The sequence below is a fragment of the Micromonospora sp. WMMD723 genome, from assembly GCF_049863385.1.
Classification (GTDB): Bacteria; Actinomycetota; Actinomycetes; order Mycobacteriales; family Micromonosporaceae; genus Micromonospora; species Micromonospora wenchangensis.
Window position 1 is genome coordinate 4718350 of sequence record NZ_JBMKNR010000001.1, and the last position, 18965, is coordinate 4737314.

Annotated in this window: 2 protein-coding genes (1 of these 2 running past the window's edge); both read left to right on the top strand. The window is 74.6% G+C overall.

Annotation, left to right across the window (positions count from 1 at the left end):
• Positions 1 to 12092 carry the 3' portion of an L-histidine N(alpha)-methyltransferase gene (locus ACN261_RS20750; RefSeq protein WP_425851667.1) on the top strand. It extends 7069 nt beyond the left edge of the window, so 12092 of the gene's 19161 nt are visible here — the last part of the coding sequence; its start codon lies beyond the left edge, outside the window; its stop codon occupies positions 12090 to 12092.
• Between the two features lie 20 nt (positions 12093 to 12112).
• Positions 12113 to 18961: an SDR family NAD(P)-dependent oxidoreductase gene (locus ACN261_RS20755; RefSeq protein ID WP_425851669.1), complete on the top strand. Its 6849-nt coding sequence runs from the start codon at positions 12113 to 12115 to the stop codon at positions 18959 to 18961.
• Positions 18962 to 18965: the final 4 nt, after the last annotated feature.

Below are 18965 nucleotides of genomic sequence, written 5' to 3' on the forward strand. Positions count from 1 at the left end.
GCATGCGCGACCTGTTCGGAGTGCTGAGGGGCAGCGTGCGCGCCACCGAGGTGATGTTCCCCGGCGGGTCCACGGCGTTGGTGGAGGACGCCTACCGGGGCAGCCCCGTCGTCGACCGTGCCAACGAACTCGTGGTGGCCGCGGCGCTGGACCGGGTCGGCCGGCTGGGCGGACCGGTCACGGTCGTCGAGATCGGGGCCGGGACCGGTGGCACCACCGCGAGCCTGCTGCCCGCCCTGACCGCCACCGGCAGGGATCTGACCTACGTGTACACCGACATCTCACCCGCGTTCCTGCAACACGGCCGGCAGCGGTTCGCCGAGCGCTACCCGACGGTGCGCTTCCAACGACTCGACATCTCCGGCGACCCGGCCGCGCAGGGATTCCCGCCCGGCGAGGCGGATCTCGTGGTGGCGGCCAACGTCCTGCACGCCACCCCGGACCTGCTGCACACCCTGCGCGCGGTCGCGGCGCTGCTCAAACCGGGCGGACACCTGGTGCTCAACGAGGCCAGCAACAACGCCGTCACCACGACGCTCACCTTCGGCCTGCTCGACGGCTGGTGGCTGCACCGCGACACCGGCCTGCGCCTGCCCGGATCCCCCCTGCTGTCCGGGGCCGGCTGGCGCACCGCGCTCGAACTGGCCGGGTTCGCCCGCAGCCGGGCCTTCCCCGCCGACCGGGCGCTCACCCAGCACGTCGTCGTCGCGGCCACCGGCCCGGCCCCGGCGACACCCGTGCCGGCGGTGTCGCAGCCGAGCCCCGGCGACGCGCAGCCGCTGGCCGAGCCCGCCCGCGAGGCGACAGCCGGGTCGCCGCCGCGCACCGGCGACGCGCAGCGGCTCGTCGAGGCCGCCCGCGAGTACGTCAAGGACGCGTTCGTCCAGGTCCTCCAGGTACCCCGCGACCGGCTGTGGCTGGACGAGACGTACGAGAACTTCGGGGTCGACTCGTTGACCGTGCCCCGCATCGCCGACCTGCTCGCCGAACGGATGGGGGACCTGCCGGCCACCCTGCTGTTCGAGCACCCGACCATCCGCGAGGTCGCCGACCATCTGGTCGAGCGGTACCCGCAGAGCGTCAGGGGCCTGCTGCCCGCCGAACCCCCGCCCGTACCGGTGGTCGGTCCGGCGGCACCGTCCGTGCCGGCGGCGACGGTCGAGCCCGCCGGGCGACCGACGCCGACGACGGACACCCGGATCGCCGTGATCGGCATGGCCGGCCGGTACCCGCTCGCCGACGACGTCGACACGTTCTGGGCCAACCTGCGGGCCGGCCGGGACTGCGTCCGCGAGGTGCCGGCCGACCGCTGGGATCCGTCGGTGGTCTCCGAGGTGGACGGCAGACCGGTCAGCCGGTGGGGCGGCTTCCTCGACCACATCGACGAGTTCGACCCGCGGTTCTTCCAGATGTCGATGCGCGAGGCGGAACTGACCGACCCGCAGGAGAGACTGTTCCTGCAGACCGCCTGGCACACCCTGGAGGACGCCGGTTATCCGCACGCCCGGCTCCGGGGCAGCCGCGTGGGCGTCTACGTCGGCGTCATGTACGGCCACTACCAGCTCCTGGAGGACGAGCGCGGGCTGGCCGGGGGAATGGGCTACGCGTCGATCGCCAACCGGGTGTCGTACGTCCTGGACCTGCACGGCCCGAGCCTGGCTGTCGACACCATGTGCTCGTCGTCCCTGACCGCCATCCATCTCGCCTGTACGGCACTGGCCGCCGGGAGCGCGGACTACGCGCTGGCGGGCGGCGTGAACCTCACCCCACATCCGCGCAAGTACCGGCAACTCGCGGCCGGTGGGTTCACCGGCGACTCCGGACGGTGCCGCAGCTTCGCGGCCGGCGGCGACGGCATGGTCCCCGGCGAGGGTGTCGGCGCTGTCCTGCTCAAGCCGCTGGCCGCCGCCGAACGCGACGGTGACCGCATCCTCGGAGTCATCCTCGGCAGTGCCGTCAACCACGGCGGCAAGACCGGCGGGTACGCCGTACCCAGCCCGGGTGCCCAGAGCGAGGTCGTCACCAGCGCCCTGCGGGCCGCCGGCGTCGACCCGGCCACCGTGTCGTACGTGGAGGCGCACGGCACCGGCACGGCGCTCGGCGATCCCGCCGAGATCGCCGGCCTGACCCGGGTGTTCGGCGACGCCCCCGCCGCCTCGATCGCCATCGGCTCGGTGAAGTCGTCCGTCGGTCACCTGGAGTCTGCGGCGGGCATCGCGGGTCTGACGAAGGTGCTGCTGCAGATGCGGGTGGGGGAACTCGCGCCGTCACTGCACGCCGAGGAGCTCAACCCGGCCGTCGACTGGGCGGGCGTCCCGTTCCGCGTGCAGCGCGAGGTGGCCCCGTGGACCGGCCCGCAGCCACTGCGTGCCGGGGTCAGCGCCTTCGGCGCCGGCGGCTCCAACGCGCACGTCCTGGTCGAGCAGTACCGGGCCGGATCACCCTCCGGCGTCGTGCCGGTGCCGGCCGTCTTCCCGTTCTCGGCGCGCGACGCGCAGGCGTTGCGCCGCGTCGTCGAGCGGATGCTGGACCGGTTGCGCGGCGGGGCGGCCGGACCCGGCCTGTCCGAGATCGCCTCGGCCGCCGGGGTGCCGGTCACCGCCGTCGACGAGCCGCTCGACGAACTCGGCCTGGACCCCGCCGTGATCATGCGGCTGGCCGGGCGGGACAGCACCCTGAACGTCGGGACCGTGCACAGCGGATCGACCCTGCGTCAGCTTGCCGCGGCCCTGCCGGCCGCTGCGGACCTCGACCTCGACCGGCTGGCCTACACGCTGCAGACCGGGCGCGAGGCGATGGCACACCGGCTCGCCGTGGTCGCCCGTCGGCCCGACGAGCTGATCGACCAGCTTGAGTCCTTCCTCGCCGGACGGCCGTCGGGCTGGACCGGTGTGGTCACCGCGGAACCCGGCCCCCCGGTCGCGCCGGGCACGGACCCGCGCGACGTCGCACGCCGCTGGGTCGCCGGCGACGTGATCGACTGGCGGGGGACGCCCGGCCGCGGACCGGAGCCGCTGTCGCTGCCCGGGTACCCGTTCGAGCGGGTCCGCTGCTGGATCCGGTCCGCCGGGCCGACGGCCGCCACGCCGGTGCCGGACCGGCCGACCGGCCCGCGCCGCCCCGCGCTGGACACCGTGCTGCGACTGGTCAGCGGAATCAGCGGCTATCCGGTGACCGACCTCGACCCGGATGCGTCGTTCCACGATCACGGGCTCGACTCGCTGGCGCTGCTGAGGCTGGCCGGTGACGTCGCCGCCGCGTTCGGGGTGCCGGTCGGCCCGGACCAGCTGCTGGCCACCCCGACCGCCACGGCCCTGGCCGGGTGGCTCACCCGCGACGACCCGCGTGCGGCACCGGATCCGTCCGGTCCGCCCGGGACGGACGATCCGGTGGTGATCGTCGGCATGGCCGGGGTGCTGCCGGGCTCCGCCGATCTGGACGAGTTCTGGGCCAACCTGGAACGTGGCGGGGACCTCTTCTCCGACGTGCCGGCCGACCGGTGGGACGTGCGGGAGCACCACGGCGATCCCGCCGGCCACCCGGAACACACCCGGGTGACCCGGGCCGGTTTCATCGCCGACGTCGACCGGTTCGACCCGCTGTTCTTCGGCATCTCCCCCCGGGAGGCCCGCTGGATGGACCCGCGGCAGCGGTTGCTGATGCGTACGGTGTGGGCTGCGCTGGAGGACGCCGGCATCGACCCCGGCGACCTGGCCGGCACCGACACCGGGCTCTTCGTGGGCGTCGGTTCCTCCGAGTACGCCGAGCTGATCCAGCGTTCCGGTACCGCCACCGACGCCTACTCGTCGACCGGTCTCGCCCCGTCGATGCTGGCCAACCGCATCTCCTACCAGCTCGACCTGCACGGTCCCAGTGAACCGGTGGACACCGCCTGTTCCAGTTCGCTCGTCGCGCTGCACCGGGCGGCGGAGGCGCTGCGCCTCGGACGGTGCGGCACCGTCATCGTCGCCGGTGTCAGCCTGATGCTGTCCCCGGTCACGTTCGCCTCGCTGGAACGCGCCGGGATGCTCAGCCCGGACGGTGTCGGCCGGGCGTTCGACGCCGACGCGGCCGGCTACGTACGCGGCGAGGGGGTCGGCGTCGTGGTACTCACCCGGCTCAGCCGGGCCCGGGCCGACGGCAACCCCATCCTGGCGGTGCTACGGGGCAGCGCGGTGAACCACGGCGGCCGGGCCAACTCGTTGACCGCACCCAACCCGCGTGCCCAGGCCGAGGTGATCCGACAGGCGCACCGGGAGGCGGCGGTCGACCCGCGGACGATCGGATACCTGGAGACGCACGGCACCGGCACCGTCATCGGTGACCCCGCCGAGACCAACGGGTTGCGCGAGGCGTTCGCCGACCTCTACCGCGACTGGGGCCACGGGACGCCGGCCCGGCCGCACTGCGCCCTCGGGGCGCTGAAGAACACCATCGGCCATCTCGAACCGGCGGCGGGGATAGCCGCCGTGCTGCGGGTCCTGCTGTCGCTGCGGCACGGCCGGATCACCGGCGACCCGCACGGCCCGCGGCCGAACCCGCACCTGGGTCTGGAGGGCACCCCGTTCGAGTTGGCGACGGGGCTGCGGGAGTGGCCGCCGCCCGCGCCGGCAGTGCCACGCCGCGCCGGGGTGAGCGCCTTCGGGTACGGCGGAGCCAACGCCCACGTCGTCCTCGAGGAGTACCCGAGCCCGCAGCCGCACCCGCCGACGGGACCTGTGGTGTTCGTCCTGTCCGCCAGGGACGGCGACCGGCTGCGGGCGTACGCGCGTGCCTTCGCCGACCGGCCGGACCGGTGGGCGCACGACCTGGCGGGCACCGCGTACACCCTGCAGGTGGGGCGTGGGGCGTACGCCGAGCGGCTGGCGTTCGTCACGGACTCCGCCGAGCACGCCGTCACCACACTGCGTCGGTTCCTCGCCGGTGACACCACCGGTCTGCACACCGGGCGGGTCGAGCGGGGCGCGAGCGGTGACCCGTACGACGGCCACGGCGACGACGAGACCGCTGCCGCCTGGGTACGGGGCGCGCGGGTGGACTGGCGTCGCCGGTGGGTGGACCGGCCCCGTCGGCGGTCCCTGCCGACGTACCCGTTCGCGCGGGAACGGCACTGGTTCACCGACGGCACGACGGCCCCGCCGATCAGCTACTTCACGGCGACCTGGCGGGACGAGCCGGTCCCGGCGCCCGGGGAGCACCCGGGCCGGGTGCTGGTCCTGGGTGACCTGCCGGTGCCGGGCGCGGTGCACGTCGTGGCGGGCGCAGAGTACCGCGACGACGGCACGGTGGTCACCATCCGGCCCGGCGAGCAGGACGACTACGCCCGGCTGCTGGCCGACCCGCCGACCCGGATCGTGCACCAGTGGCCGCTGCTCACGCCTGGCCGCGACGACCTGGGGATCGAGGCGATGTTCCGGATCGTCAAGGAGCTGACGGCCCGTGGCACCCGCGCCCCGGCCCGCATCCAGGTGCTGGTGCCGGAGGGTCCGCACGCCGAGGCGTGGGGCGGGTTCGACGTGTCGTTGCGGGCCGCGCTGCCGGGAACGAACGTCGGCGTCGTACGGGTCGAGGGCCCCACCGGTACCGACGAACTACTCGCCGAGATCGCCGCGCACCGGCTGTCGGGTCCGGCCGTACGGGTGTCGGTGACCGGCCGTACGGTCCGGGTGCTCAGCGAGATCCCCGCTGAGCCGGTCCTGCCCTCGCCGCTGCGCGACGGTGGCGTCTACCTGATCACCGGTGGTCTGGGCGGCCTCGGCGTGCTGCTGGCCCGGACGCTGCTCTCGCGTGGCGCCCGGGTCGCGCTGACCGGCCGCTCGCCGGCCGCCGAGCGCAGCGGTGCACTGGCGGAGCTGCGTGCCCACGGCGAGGTCGGGTACCACCAGGCGGCCGTCGACGACCGTGCCGCCATGGCCCGTGTCGTGGCGGAGGTGACCGCCGCCTGGGGCCCTCTCGACGGGGTCTTCCACCTGGCCGGCACCGTGTCGCGCACCCCGCTGCCCGGCAAGGGCCTCGACGAGTTCCGTGCGCACCTGCGGGCCCGGCTCACCGGGACCGTGGTTCTCGACGAGGTCACCCGCGACCAGCCGCTGGACGTGTTCGTGCTCTACTCGTCGCTGGCCGGGCAGCTCGGTGACTACGGTCTCCTGGACTACGCGGTCGGTGCCCGGTACCTCGACGGGTTCGCCGCCGCGCGGGAACGGGAGCGCCGCGCCGGACGCCGACGTGGTCGCACCGTGTCGGTGGACTGGCCGATGTGGCGTGCCGGCGGCATGCACGTGGACGCCGGGGACGAGCGCCGCTACCTGGCCGCCACCGGCTTCCGCTACCTGGAGGCGGCAGAGGGCGGGCAGGTGCTCGACCTGGTGCTGCGCCTCGACCGGGACCAGGTGGCCGTCCTGCCCGGTGAGCCGGCCGCGATGCGGGAGCTGGTGGCCGGGATGCGCCTACGTGAGGACGGCTACCCGGTGCCGACGTCCGCCCCGCACCCCGCTCCCGCTGTTCCCGCCCCGCACCCCGCTCCCGCTGTTCCCGGACCGGACGCCGCTCCCGCTGTTCCCGGGCCGGACGCCGCTCCCGCTGTTCCCGGGCCGGACGCCGCTCCCGCTGTTCCCGGACCGGACGCCGCACCACGGCCCGACGTCGCTTCCGGGCCGGACATCGCTTCCGGGCCGTACGTCGCTCCCGGGTCGGAGCTGGTCGGGCAGGTCCGCGGGTTGGTCGGCGAGATCCTCGGGATCGCCCCGTCCACGCTCGACCCGGAGGCCGGCTTCGGCGAGTACGGCCTGGACTCCTTCGGCCTGCAGAACCTGGCCGCAGCGCTGGCCGTCCGCTACGACGTGACCGTGCCGACCACGACGCTGTTCGCCGCCAACACCATCACCAAACTCGCCGCGCACCTCGCGGCCGAGCTACCCGCGACCCCGGCCGTCGCGCCGGTCGTACCCGAGCCGTTCGTACCCGAGCCGGTCGTATCCGCGCCGTTCGTCGCACCCGCATCCGTACCCGTATCCGGGCCCGTCCCTCCGGCACCGGCGGACCACGAGCCGGTCGCGATCATCGGCCTGGCCGGGCGGCTGCCCGGCGCCGACGACCTGGACTCCTTCTGGCAGCACCTCGCGGCCGGCCGGGACCTGATCACCGAGACGCCCGCCGACCGGTGGGACTGGCGGGAGGTCGCCCGTCGCTTCGGCGGCACCGCCCGCTGGGGTGGCTTCCTGACCGACGTAGACCTGTTCGACCCGCTGTTCTTCCGCATCTCACCGGCCGAGGCGCAGGTCATCGACCCGCAGCACCGCCTGTTCCTGGAGCAGACGTGGGCTGCGCTGGAGGACGCGGGATGCCGCCCGGACCGGCTCGCGGGTGGCCGGGTGTGCGTCTTCGCCGGGGTGCAGTTCACCGACTACGAGTCGATGGTGCTCAACGGCGAGCACGTCAACGCGCACGCCGGCACCGGACTGGCCCGCACCATGCTGGCCAACCGCATCTCGTACCTGCTCGACCTGCGCGGCCCGAGCGAGAGCATCGACACCGCCTGCTCCAGCTCGCTGGTCGCCCTGCACCGCGCCGTCCGCTCGTTGCGCGCGGGGGAGAGCGACCTGGCCATAGCCGGTGGGGTGAGCCTCGTGCTGTCCCCGCAGACCGTCGTCGCCGGCAACCAGCTCGGTGTGCTCGCGCCCGACGGCCGGTGCAAGACGCTCGACGAGCGGGCCGACGGGTACGTCAAGGGGGAGGGCGTCGGCGTCGTCGTCCTCAAGCCGCTGTCCCGGGCCCTCGCCGACGGCGACCGGGTGCACGCGGTCATCCGCGGCAGCGCGGTCAACCACGGTGGCCGCGCCTCGTCACTCACCTCACCGAACCCCCTCGCACAGGCGGATCTGCTGGTCGAGGCGTACCGGGACGCGGACGTGCCGATCGAGACGGTGTCCTACGTCGAGCTGCACGGCACCGGCACCGCACTCGGTGACCCCGTCGAGATCGACGGCCTGGTCCGGGCCCACCGGACGCTGGCCGTCCGGCCCCCGGTCACCTGCGGCATCGGCACGGTCAAGAGCAACATCGGGCACCTGGAACCCGCCGCGGGCATCGCGGGTGTGATCAAGGTGGTGCTGGCGATGCGGCACCGACAGCTTCCGCCGACGCTGCACCTCTCCCGGCTCAACCCGCTGATCGAGCTGACCGGCACGCCGTTCGAGCCGGTCCGGCAGACCCGCCGGTGGGAGCCGCGCGACGCCGACGGCACGTCCGTGCCGCTGCGCGCCGGAGTCAGCTCGTTCGGCTTCGGCGGGGTCAATGCCCACGTCGTGCTGGAGGAACCGCCCGCGCCCGCGCCGTCACCGCCGGACACCGGACCGGAGGTGTTCCTGCTGTCGGCGCGCGACGAGGCCGCCCTGCACCGGTACGCCCGAGCGACCTGGACGTTCCTGGGGGACCGGCAGCCCGCCCTGTCGTCGTTGGCCCACACCTCGCAGGTGGGTCGGGTCCCGATGGCGGTGCGTCTGGCGTTGGTCTGCACGTCCGTGGCGCAGTTGCGGGACCTGCTCGCCGCGTTCCTGGCCGGCGACCTCGCGGCGGGTACCGTGGCCGGCGACCACGACTGGCTCACCGAGCCGGAGGGCGTCAGCTATCTGCGGCGGCTGGCCCGCGAGGGGCGGCTCGACCGGATCGCGCGGCTGTGGCAGGACGGCGCGGCCATCGACTGGGCTGCGCTGCGCACCGACCGACCTGCCCTCACCTCGATGCCGACGTACCCGTTCGCGCGGGAACGGCACTGGCTTCCCACCGGGTCCGACCCGACGTCGGAGGATTCCCGGCGGCTGCTGGTCAAAGCGTGGGAGCCGGCGTCGCTGCCGTCCGCGTCGGCACCGGACGAACCGGTGGTCCTGGTCGGTGCCGAGACCGAGGCGCTCGCGCTGGCGGCGTTCGGGGGGACCGCGCGGGTGGTCCGCCTGGACGACACCAGCGAGGAGACCGGCCTGCGGGCCGCCACCGCGATCGGCCGGGCAACGGTCGTGGTGGACCTCGTCGACCTGTCCGCGGTCCCGGTGGCCGAGGTGCACGTCGACTGGGCGCGCATCGTGCTGGCCCGGGAGCTGGTCGCGGCGAACCGGACCACCGGACTGGCCTACCTGCACCTGACGCGGGGGTTGGTGACCTTCGGCGTCGAGAACCCGACGCTGCGGGGAGCAGCGTTCGCGGGGCTGGTCCGGATGCTCACCGCCGAGTACCCCGCCGTGTCCGCCCGTACCGTCGACGTCGATGTCACGGACCCGGACGTGGTGCGCGACGTGGTCGCCGCGGAGCTGGCGGCGACCGATCCGGTCACCGAGGCGTGCGTGCGCGACGGCCTCCGGTACACCCCGGTGCTGCGGCCCGTGGACGCCTCCTCGGCACCGGCCCGGTGGTCGGCCGCGCTGGCCGGGCAGCCGGTGGTGATCACCGGTGGGACCGGTGCGCTCGGCCGGCTGCTGGCCGCCGAACTCGTCGCGCGGGGCGCGGACCGGCTGGTGCTGCTCGGGCAGTCGTCACTGCCCGCCCGGGAGACCTGGGCGGCCCTGATCGCCGCCGCGGACACCGATCCGGACCTGGCCGCCCGGCTCCGTGACCTCACCGCGCTGGAGCGCCCCGGGGTGCACCTGATGATCGAGAGCACCCCGCTGGAGCGCGTCGGGCAGGTGCTCGACCGGGTACGACGGCAGTGGGGTCCGATCGCCGGCCTCGTGCACTGTGCCGGGCTGGGGGTGATGACCGACCCCGCGTTCATCGGCAAGCGCACCGCCGACATGCGCGCGGTGCTGGAACCGAAGACGACAGGCCTGCAGGCCGTGCTCGACGCGTGCGCGGACGACCCGCTGCGCTTCGTGGTGCTGTACTCGTCGGTCGCCGGTCAGGTGCCCACCCTGGCGGTCGGGATGAGCGACTACGCGGTGGCCAACTCGGTGCTGGACCGGGTGGCCGAGTACCGGACCGCCACCGGCACGGGTGTTCCGGTCTTCCGGTCGGTGCAGTGGCCGAGCTGGCAGGCGGCCGGCATGCCGGAGGTGGACACCCCGACCTACCGGGCCCGAGGGCTGCTGGCGCTGCCCCCGCGGGACGGCCTGGCGCTGCTGGACGCGGCGCTGGCCGGGCCCGACCCGGTCGTGCTGCCGTGCGTGGTGGACGCCTCCCGGTTCGACGCGCGTGCCCTCCTGGAGGTCACCCCGGCTGCGACCCCGTCCGCGCCGGCCGCCGCCGTCGTGCAGGCGCTGCCGGCGGGGCACGGGATCCGGTCCGGCGACGACGGGGTACGGCGGCTCACCGAGGTCTTCGCAGCGACGTTGCGCCTGGACGCCGCGCAGATTCCGCCCGACGCCGATTTCGCCGACCTCGGCGTGGACTCCATCATGATCGCCCAACTGCTCGCCGCCCTGGAGCGCGACCTCGGGGCGGTCGTCGAGCCGTCGGTGCTGCTGGAGAACCCCACCATCGCCCGGCTGAGCACCACCCTGAACGGCGTACTGCCGCAGGAGTCGGTGCCCACGGAGCCGCAACCGGAGCGCGGGCCGCAAGCGGGGCGCGGGCCGCAACCGGAGCGCGGGACGCAACCGGAGCGTGGGACGCAACCGGAGGGTGGGACGCAAGCGGAGGGTGGGACGCAAGCGGAGGGTGGGCCGCGACCGGTCCCGAGGACGCCGCAGGTGCGGGGGATCGCCGTGGTGGGCATCGCCGCACACTTCCCCGGCGCCCCCGACCACACCACCTTCTGGCGCAACCTGGTCGACGGGGTGGACTCGGTGACCGAGGTGCCGCCGTCCCGCTGGGACGTGGACCGCTTCTGGCACCCGGTCCAGCAGCCCGGCAGAACCGTCAGCAAGTGGGGCGGGTTCCTGGACGCCATCGAGGACTTCGACCCGGAGTTCTTCCGTCTCGACCCGGCCGGCGCCGCCCACGTCGACCCGTTGGTGCGGCAGTTCCTGGAGGCCGGGGCCGAGTGCATGGCCGACGCGGGCCTGACACCCGCCGACGTGGCCGGCCGCCGGGTGGGGGTCTTCGCCGGTGCCCGGGTGGCGAACTTCGGCGCCCACCACACGGCCGCGACCACCCATTCGATCAGCGGCATGGCGCAGAACTTCATCGCCGCGCATCTCTCGCACTACCTGGACGTGCACGGTCCGGCCATGGTCGTCGACAGCGCCTGCTCGTCCGGGCTGGTCGCGGTGCACCTCGCGGTGCAGAGCCTGCGGGCCGGCGAAACCGACACGGCGCTCGCCGGCGGCGTCGAGATCCTGCTCGACGAGGTGCCGTTCGTCGGCATGAGCGGTGCCGGGGCGCTGTCACCCACCGGCCGGTGCCACACCTTCGACGAGCGTGCCGACGGCATCGTCCTCGGTGAGGGCGTGGGCGTCCTGCTGCTCAAGCGGGTCGAGGACGCGCTCCGCGACGGCGACCGGGTGTACGCGGTCATCGAGGGCAGCGCCGTCAACAACGACGGCCGCACCATGGGCATCACCACCCCGAACCCCCGGGCGCAGCGCGAGGTCATCGAATCCGCGCTCGCCGTCGCCGGCGTGTCCCCGGCACTGCTCGGCTACGTCGAGGCGCACGGCACCGGCACCATGATCGGCGATCCGATGGAGTTGAAGGCGTTGACCGAGGTGTTGCGCGGTGCCACGGACGAGGTCGGGTTCTGCGGCGTGGGGAGCGTGAAGACCAACATCGGGCACACGCTCAGCGCCGCCGGGATCGCCGGCCTGATCAAGACGGTCCTGTCCGTGCACCACGGGCAGCTGCCGCCCACCCTGCACTGCGCGACGCTCAACCGGCGCTTCGAGTTCGACAGGTCACCACTGTTCCCGGTCCGCGAGCTGCGCGACTGGACCGGACGCGACGGCGTACGCCGGGCCGGGGTCAGCTCGTTCGGCTTCGGCGGCACCAACGCCCACGTGGTGGTGCGGCAGGCGCCGCCCCAGGCCCGGGTGCGTGAACCGCTGGAGCCACCGCGGTACCGGCGACGCCGGTTCTGGTTCGACGGACCGGTGTCGACGTCAGCCAACGGCCACGGGCACGACCACGGCCCGGAGTCGTTCGCGCCGTTCTTCGAGATCCAGTTCTAGTGCGCGGGGGAGAAGGTCCGGTGGACTCCTTGGATGGTCTGGCCTGCACCGTCGTCATCCGCAGCAGCGATCCTGTGGTACGCGACCACCGCATCCACGGCACCCGGATCCTGCCCGGAGTGTCCTTCCTCGACATCATCTTCCGCGTGGTGCGGGCGCGTGGCGTCGACCCGGACGGCGTCGAGCTGCGCCGGGTGCTGTTCCGCAACCCGGTCGCCGCCGGCCCGGACTTCGACACGGAACTGACGGTGCGTTTCGCCCGCGGTGACGGTCACTTCCGGGTGTCGGTCACCGGGACGCGTCGCCCCCGTGGGGACAGCGAACCGGTGCTGGACTGTCAGCTGCACCTGGGCCTTCCGTTCCCGCGACGGCGTCGGGACCTGCCCGCACTGCGGGCCACGGCACGGCAGACCGTCGACATGACCGAGCTGTACGCGACGGCCCGCGCCACCGGCATCGAACACGGCGAGTTCATGCGGGCCCTCGGCACCCTGCACGTCGGACCGGACGAACTGCTCGCCGAACTGTCGCTGAGCCCACCGGCCGCCGGCTACGCCGGGTACTTCCACCTGCACCCCGCCGCGCTCGACTCCTCGACACTGCTGCCCACCCGGTTCGCCACCGCACCGCCGGGTGCCGAGGCCCGCCCGTACGTGCCGATGCTGATCGAATCGGTCCGGGCCCGGGGCCCGCTGGGCGCCCGGACCCTGGTGCACGCCACCCCGCCGCGTCCGGCCGGCCCGGATGGGGATCTCACCACCTGCGACCTGGAGTTCCATGCCGAGGACGGGACCGTTGTGGCATGGCTGCACGGGCTGACGTCCAAGCGGATCCGCGACACGGCGGCCATCACCCGTCTCGACGCGCACCCTCCGGCCGGACCGGACACCGGGCGGATCGTCCGTGAGCTGATCGAGGCGAGGCTCGGTCGCCCGGACTTCGACGAGACGGCCGGGTTCTACGAGCTCGGCATGGACTCCTCGGCGTTGCTGGGCATCGCGGCCGACCTGGAGCAGGCGTTCGGTGTCGACTTCTCCCCGACCCTGCTGTTCGAGCACAACACGTTCGCTCTGCTGGCCGAGCATCTGCGGGGGTTCGCGGCGGTGTCCGCGCCGCCCACGGTGCCGGCCGCCGGGATTCCGGTCCCGGCCGAGACGGTGTGGTTCGAGTCGCTCTGGCGTCCGGCTCCGCTGCCGCCCGGACCGCCTCCAGCCCGGGTGGTCACCATCGGGGCGCACACCCGGAGCCGGTGGCCGGACGCGATCGGACCCACCTCCGCCACCGGGGTGGTGTGGCAACCCGTCGACCCGTCGGACCTCACCGGTGAGGCGGTCGCCCTGACCGAGTTCCTCAGGGCCGCGTCCGACGCCGGACGGGACGCCCTGCGGCTGGTCTGCCACGTCGAGGACGACGCCGCGCCCGTGGCGGCGGTCACCGGCCTGTTCCGGACCCTGCTGCGGGAGAGGCCGGGCACCCGGGCCGCGGTGGTCCGTTCGCCGCACCGGTCCGACGCGCTGGCCGAACTCGCGGCCGGGCTGCCCGACGTGGAGGTGCGGTACGTCGACGCCACGCGGCAGGTTCGCGTCGTCCGCACGATGCCGGAGCCGCAGGGCGGCGGCCCGCTGCGGCAGCACGGCGTCTACCTGATCACCGGAGGTCTCGGCGGGGTGGGCCTCGCCCTGGCCCGGCACCTGGCCCGGTCGGTCCGGGCACGGCTCGTGCTCGGCGGACGCACGGGCGCGGACCCGTCCGTGGTCGGCGAGCTGACCGCTCTCGGCGCCGAGGTGCTCACCGTCGTGATGGATGTGACCAGGGCGGATGATGTGCACCGGGCGGTGCGCGCCGCCGTCGACCGCTTCGGTGCCCTGCACGGGGTCGTGCACGCCGCCGGGGTGCTGCGTGACGGGCTCCTGACGGGCAAACGGGCCGAGGACGTCCGGGCGGTGCTCGCCCCGAAGGTCGACGGTGCGCGTCACGTCGAGGCGGCCACCCGGCACCTCACCCTGGACTTCCTGGTGCTGTGTTCCTCCACCGCCGGCACCTGGGGCAACCCCGGTCAGGCCGACTACGCGTGCGCGAACGCCTTCCTGGACCTGTTCGCCGGCAGCCGCCGCGACATCGTGTCGGTGGGGTGGCCGGCCTGGGCGGAGGGCGGCATGCCGGTCGACGCCGCCGGGTTGCGCCGGATGGGATTGCGGGCGATGGACACCCCGCTCGCGGTCGACGTGCTGCTACGGGCGGTGGGCAGCGGCCGCTCCCACGTCGTGGTCCTGGCCGGGGAAGCGGCCCGGATAGCCGCCGCGTTCACGCCGGACGACGCCACGGCGGACACCCCGGCAGCGGTGACGGCCGGACCGGCCCCCGACGGCGACGATGCGATCCCCGACGGCGACGACGCGGTGGCCGTCGTGGGGATCAGCGGCCGCTACCCGATGGCCCGCGACCTGGACGAGTTCTGGGTGAACCTGCGCGACGGCCGCGACTGTGTCACGACGGTGCCCGCGGACCGGTGGGACCACTCGGCGATCTACTCCGAGGACCGGCGGACACCCGGCAGGTCGTACGGCAAGTGGGGCGGATTCCTCGATGGCGTCGACGAGTTCGACGCCGGGTTCTTCCACGTCTCGCCGAAGGAGGCGGCCGTGCTCGACCCGCAGGAGCGGCTGTTCCTGCAGGAGTCGTGGCACGCGTTCGAGGAGGCCGGTCATGCGCCGTCGGCCTGGCGCGGCCGGTCCGTGGGCGTGTTCGCCGGCGTGATGTACAACCAGTACCAGCTGTACGGCGTCGACGCGGCACCCGAACCGGTGCCCTCGTCGTTCAGCGCGTCGATCGCCAACCGGGTGTCGTACTTCCTGGACCTGCGCGGCCCCAGCATCGCCCTGGACAGCATGTGCTCGTCCTCGCTCACCACGTTGCACCTGGCCGTCGAAGCCATCCGCCGGGGGGAGTGCGAGGCGGCCCTGGCCGGTGGCGTCAACCTGGCCGTGCACCCGAACAAGTACCTGTTGCTGAGCCAGTCCTCCTTCCTGTCCAGCGACGGGCGTTGCCGCGCCTTCGGCGAGGACGGGGACGGCTACGTGCCCGGCGAAGGGGTCGGCGTGGTGCTGCTGCGCCCGCTGCGGGACGCGGTGCGCGACGGTGACCACGTGCACGCGGTCATCCGGGGGACCGCGGTGAACCACGGCGGCCGTACCGCCGGCTTCTCCGTGCCGAACCCGGCGTCCCAGGCGGCCCTGATCGCCGCCTCGATCCGACACGCCGCGGTGGACCCCGACGACCTGGGCTACCTGGAGGCGCACGGCACCGGCACCAGCCTCGGTGACCCGATCGAGGTGGCCGCGCTGGAGCAGGCGTTCGACCGGATCGGGGCCGGCCGCGGACCATGGCCGCTCGGATCGGTCAAGTCGAACATCGGGCATCTGGAGTCGGCCGCCGGCATCGCGGCGCTCACCAAGGTCGTGCTCCAGTTGCGCCACCGGGAACTGGTGCCCTCGCTGCACGCCGACCCGCCGACCAGCGCGGTGCGGTGGGAGACCTCCCGGTTCCGGGTGCAGCGCGAGCGGGCGCCCTGGCCGGCCCGTGCGCACGGGCACCGGGCCGCAGCGATCAGCTCGTTCGGTGCGGGCGGGGCCAACGCGCACGTCGTCCTCGCCGAGTGGCCCGTACCGCCGGCCGTACCGGAACCGGCCGCGCCGCACCTGTTCGTGGTGTCCGCCCGGGACACCGTCCGCCTCGACGAGACCGTCGGCCGGCTCGTGGCCCACCTGGAGAACACCGGTGGGGACGTGGCCGCGACGGTGGGCGCGTTGCTGGCCCGGGCCGGTGCGCCGACGGCGCTACCGGACGAGCCGTTCGTGGAGTTGGGACTGGACTTTCCGCGCCTGACCGATCTCGCCCACCGGGTCGAGGCGGTGTTCGGGACCTGCCCGCCGATCGACGGGGAGACCACCGCCGCCGGCCTCACGGCCGCCCTGGCCACGGCGACCGTCGCCGTGGATCCGGGCGCGCTGGCGTACACGTTGTGGGCCGGGCGCGAGCACTTCGACGAGCGGCTCGCCGTCGTGGCCACGACCACCGCCGAACTCGTGGCGGCGCTGCGTACCGGTGACGGCTGTCATCGCGGCCGTCGGCGGGGGGCGGCCGGTGCGGCGGCGGGGGACGACCTGGCGGCACTCGCCGCCGCGTGGGTCACCGGGGCCGAGATCACCCCGCCGCTGCCCGCCCGCCCGCGCCGGCTCTCCCTGCCCGGCTACCCGTTCGCCCGGGACCGGCACTGGGTCGCCACCGGCGGTCACTCGGGCCGGTCCCGGCCCGCCCTGCTGGAGCTGCCCGACCTGGTGGAGCTGCCCGACGGCCACGTCCTGCTGGCCAGGATCGCGCAGGACGAACACGCCTGGCTGGCCGACCACACCGTCGACGGGACCACGCTGGTCCCCGGGACGTTCTTCGTCGACCTGGCCCTGCGGGCCGGCGACCGGCTCGGCCGTCCGGTGGTCGCCGAGTTGGTCCTCGGGACGCCACTCCCGTTCGGCGACACCGACGTGCGGCTCAGCGCGGCGCTGCCCGGCGACGACGGGCGGCGCGCCTTCGAGGTGCACGCCCGTGCCGTCGGGGAGCCGACCTGGATCCGGCATGCGACAGGCGTGCTCGCCCCCGTCGACACCGCCGCGACCGAGCCGCCACCGCTGCCCGGCGACGCCGAGGAGGTCGACCTCGGCGGCTTCTACGACCGGCTGCCCGGCTACGGTCCCGCCTTCCGGGGCCTGCTGCGCGCCTGGCGGGCCGGCGACGCGGTGTACGCGGACGTCTGCGTGCCCGGCGGCGACGCCGGCCCGTACGCCCTGCACCCGGTCCTGCTCGACGCCGCGCTGCACGCGGTGGCCCTGGGCGGATTCGTCCCCGACGAGCGGGCGTACCTGCCGTTCGCCTGGTCCTCGGTCCGGGTCGCCACGACCGGGGCGGTCACCGCGCGCGCCCGCGTCACCCCGATCCGGGCGGGCACCGTCGCGGTGCGGCTCACCGACGCCACCGGCGGGCTCCTCGCCTCGGTGGACGCGGTGACCCTGCGGCCGTCCGGGGCCCCGGACAGCCCGCTGTACCGCGTCGACTGGGTGCCCCTCGACGGCCTCCCGCCCGCCGGCCCGCCCGGCCGGTGTGCCGTCGTGGGCCCGGACCGCCCCGGTGTCGGCGCGTCGCTCGCCACGGCCGGTGTGACAGTGACCCGGGCCGACACCCTGACGCAGTTGTCCGAGGTCCCCGAGGTGGTGATCGTGCCCGTCGCCGGGGCCGGGTCGTCGGCGGACGCCGCGCTCGCGGTGACCCGGGAGGTGCTCGCCCAGGCACGGCACTGGCTCGAACACGACCGGTTCGGTGCCGCGCGGCTGGTCTTCGTCGCCACCGACCCGGACCCGACGACGGCCGCCGCGTGGGGACTGCTGCGTTCGGCGCAGTCGGAGCATCCGGGCCGGTTCACCCTCGTCGAGCTCGACGGGGCGGGTGCCCCGGACGCCCTGCTGCGGGCGCTGGCCGCGGACGAGCCGCAGCTCGCGGTCAGGGACGGTCGGCTCCTGACGCCCCGGCTGGTCCGCGTCCCCGTGACCGGGCCGGTGCCGCCGCGCGAGCGGGGCACGCTGCTCGTCACCGGCGGCAGCGGTGGCCTCGCCGTCCCCGTGGTTCGTCACCTGGTCGCCCGGCACGGGGTCACCGACGTGCTGCTGGTCAGCCGCGGTGGCCTGGTCCCCGCCGGACTGTCCGGCCTGGACGCCCGCGTCGAGGCCGCCGCCTGCGACGTCGGCGACCGCGCGGCGCTGACCGCGCTGCTCGCCGGCCGCACGGTCACCACGGTGGTGCACGCGGCCGGGGTGCTCGACGACGGCGTGGTGACCGCGCTGGACGCCACCCGACTGGAGAACGTGTGGCGGGCCAAGGCCACCGGCGCCGACCGGCTGACCGAGCTGCTGCCGGACGCCGAGACGGTGTTCTTCTCGTCGGTGGCGGGTGTGCTCGGCGGACCCGGCCAGGGCAACTACGCGGCAGCCAACGCGTACCTGGATGCGCTGGCCCGGCACCGGGTCGCGGCGGGCGGACGGGTGGTCTCGATCGCCTGGGGCCCCTGGGACCTCGACGACGGCATGACCGCCGACCGGGACCGCCTCGCCCGCGCGGGCCTCGACCGGCTGACGGTCGACGCTGGACTGCACCTGCTGGACACCGCCCTGGCCGGCACGGAACCGGACGTGGTCGCGCTGCGGCTGCACACCCGGGCGTCAGCGGTCGTGCCCCCGATGTTGCGTGGACTGCTGACCGACGCGCCGGCAGGCGCGGTCGATCCCGGTCTGCGCGGGCCGGGCCTGGCCGAACTGAGGCCGGCCGTGCGGCGGGCCCGCCTCGCCGGCCTGGTCCGCGGTGAGGCCGCCGCCGTGCTCGGGTACGCCGGAGCCGGCGCGGTCGATCCGGAACGCTCCTTCCAGGAACTCGGATTCGACTCGTTGAGCTCGGTGGAGTTCCGCAACCGCCTCGGCGCGGCGCTCGGACTGGCCCTGGAGGCCACCCTCGTCTTCGACCACCCCACCCCCGGCGACCTGGTGGAGCATCTCGCCGGCCGCTTCGACGACGCCACCGGCACCGATGAACTGCCGACCCTCTTCGCCGACTTCGACCGCGTCGCCGTCGGCCTGACCGGGGCGGCGGCCACCGACGACGTGTCCCGGACCCGGGTGGTGCAGCGGGTACGGGACCTGCTCACCGCCCTCACCCCTGCCCCCGACGCCGCCCCGCCGGACGTGTTCGCCGCCGCGACGGACGACGAGGTGTTCGCCATGATCGACGCTGAGCTCGGCAGCCCCGTTGCGGGTCAGGAGGACCGATGACCAC